The sequence below is a fragment of the Streptomyces sparsus genome, from assembly GCF_054776295.1.
In genome coordinates this window covers 1-2,475 of record NZ_BAAHCA010000745.1, presented here as the reverse complement: position 1 = coordinate 2,475, position 2,475 = coordinate 1, and the positions used below count along the sequence as shown (strand labels likewise).

2 protein-coding genes are annotated in these 2,475 nt (G+C 74.8%); both read left to right on the top strand.

Going from position 1 to position 2,475, the window contains the following annotated elements:
* The first annotated feature begins 212 nt into the window (after positions 1-212).
* Entirely contained in the window at positions 213-1,610 is a 1,398-nt protein-coding gene (locus ACYVE9_RS22900) for a DUF2252 domain-containing protein (protein WP_461029783.1), read from the top strand.
* A gap of 32 nt (positions 1,611-1,642) precedes the next feature.
* Positions 1,643-2,475, top strand: an 833-nt coding sequence (locus tag ACYVE9_RS22895) for a hypothetical protein (RefSeq protein ID WP_461029782.1), incomplete at its 3' end; no start/stop codon positions are given.

The following is a 2,475-nucleotide window of genomic DNA, read 5'->3' as shown; positions in this document are numbered from 1 at the left end:
CCGGGGCCCCGGGCCGCGTGCCGGGCCGCCCCGGCCCCGCGACGCACGTCCCCAGTTCCACGCCCCCCCTGTCCCGCCGCGCCCCGGTGAACCGTGCCCCCGCGCGTTCAGTAGTCTCCGGCAGGCAACCGGTGATCACTGGTTGAGCGTGAAGACGGGCAGGTGCCTTCCGCGCCGACCGGCGCACGGCAGCCAACGGGACAGGGGCACACATGAGGCGAATACCGCAGGTGAAGGGCTTCGCGGCGAGGGCACGCGAGGCGTCGCCGAAGCACGCGGGCAAGGAGCTGCGCACCTCGGTGCCCAGGTCGGAGCACGCCGCGTTCCGCATGGCGCCGCTGCGGCCGGACCCGGTGGTGGCCGTCGAGGAGTCCAACCGCGGCCGGCTCCCCGAGCTGACGCCGATCCGGGTGGGGCGGATGGCCGCGTCCCCCTTCGCCTTCCTGCGCGGTTCGGCCGGCCTGATGGCGCACGACCTGGCCCACGGCACACCCGTCACCGGCATCGCGACGCAGCTGTGCGGCGACGCGCACGCCGGGAACTTCGGTATCTACGGCGACGCCCGCGGCAAGCTGGTCATCGACCTCAACGACTTCGACGAGACCGTGCCGGGCCCGTGGGAGTGGGACCTGAAGCGGCTGGCGGTGTCGCTGGTGCTCGCCGGGCGGGTGGCGGGCGCGGACGAGGACACCTGCCGTCTCGCGGCGTCCGACGCGGTGGCCTCCTACCGGTCCACGATGCGGCTGCTGGCGAAGCTGCCGGTGGCCGACGCCTGGAACGCCATCGCCGACGAGGCCCTCGTCTCGCACACCGGCGCCCGGAACCTCGCCGGCACCCTGGAGAAGGTGTCGGAGAAGGCGCGGCGCAACACCAGCGCCCGGTTCGCCGCCAAGTCCACCGAGGCCGACACCACCGAGGACCCGCACGGCCGGCGGTTCCGGGACGCGCCGCCGGTGCTGCGCCGGGTCACCGACGAGGAGGCCGCCGCCGTCGTCGCCTCGCTGGGCGAGTACCTCACCACGCTCTCCGAGGACCGGCTGCCGCTGCTCAGCCGCTACGCGGTGCACGACGTGGCGTTCCGCGTCGTCGGCACCGGCAGTGTCGGCACCCGCTCCTACGTGGTGCTGCTGCTGGACCACCACGGTGAGCCACTGGTCCTCCAGGTGAAGGAGGCCCGCGAGTCGGTGCTGCGTCCGCACCTCGCGTCGGCCGGCTTCGCCGCGCCGCAGAAGGAGCACGAGGGCCGCCGGGTGGTGCGCGGGCAGCGGCGCATGCAGGTGGTCAGCGACGAACTGCTGGGCTGGACGACGGTCTCGGGCCGGCCGTTCCAGGTGCGGCAGTTCCGCAACCGCAAGGGCAGCGTGGACCCGACGGCGCTGGCCGCCGACCAGATCGACGACTACGCGCGGATGACGGGCGCGCTGCTGGCCCGCGCCCACTCGCACAGCACCGACCCGCGCCTGGTCTCCGGGTACTGCGGAAAGAGCGAGCAGCTGGACCGGGCCGTCGCGGACTTCGCGGTGGCCTACGCGGACCGGACCGAGGCCGACCACTCGGCGCTGCTGGCCGCGATCCGCGCGGGACGGATCGCCTCCGAGCCGGGGGTGTGATCCGCGGCGCCCGCGTTGCGTACGCTGGCCGGGTGACGAACCCGCAGACGCAAGGGACCGGCGAGCCCGCCACCGAACGGTTGGAGCGGGCCGTCCGGGCGGCCGAGACGGCCCTCATCGAGTTCGAGATCGCGGTGGAGACGTTCCGGGTGGAGGTGGAGAACTTCTCCCGGCTCCACCACCAGCGGCTCGGCCCGATGTACGCGCGGCTGGACGAGCTGGACGCGCAGATCGCCGAGGCGGCCGCCGCGATCAGCGGCGACGCCGAGGACCTGCGCAAGGCCCGTGAGGCGCGCGCGATGGTGCTGCCGATGCCCGGTGTGGACGAGCTGTTCGGCGGCTGGATCCAGTCCGAGGGCCTCTCGCCCGAGGCGGAGGCGATGCTGACCGACCGCCCGGTGCGGCCGCCGGAGCGGGTCCGGCCGAGCGAGGAGGCGCGCCGCATGTACCGCGAGCTGGTGCGCGCCGCCCACCCCGACCTGGCCGGCGACGACGAGGACCGGGCCCGCCGGGACGAGTTCATCGTCCGCGTGAACCGGGCGTACGCCAACGGCGACGAGGCGCTGCTCGCCGAGCTGGTCGAGGAGTGGGCGGCCGGGCCCCGGCCCGAGCGGTCCCGGCTGAGCCGCAGCGAGGAGCTGTACGCCCGGCTGGAGTGGCTGTCCGCGCGCAAGGAGTGGCTGGCCGGCGTCGCCTCGGAGCTGGAGGAGAGCGCGATCGGCGCCATGCTCAAGATGGCTCCGGACGACCCGGACCGGCTGCTCGACGACATCGCCGAGCAGCTGCTCGCCGACGTGGCCGGCCGCGAGGCCCGCCTCGCCGAACTGGCCCGCACCCCGGCGGAGGACTCCGCCGTCGCGGAGGG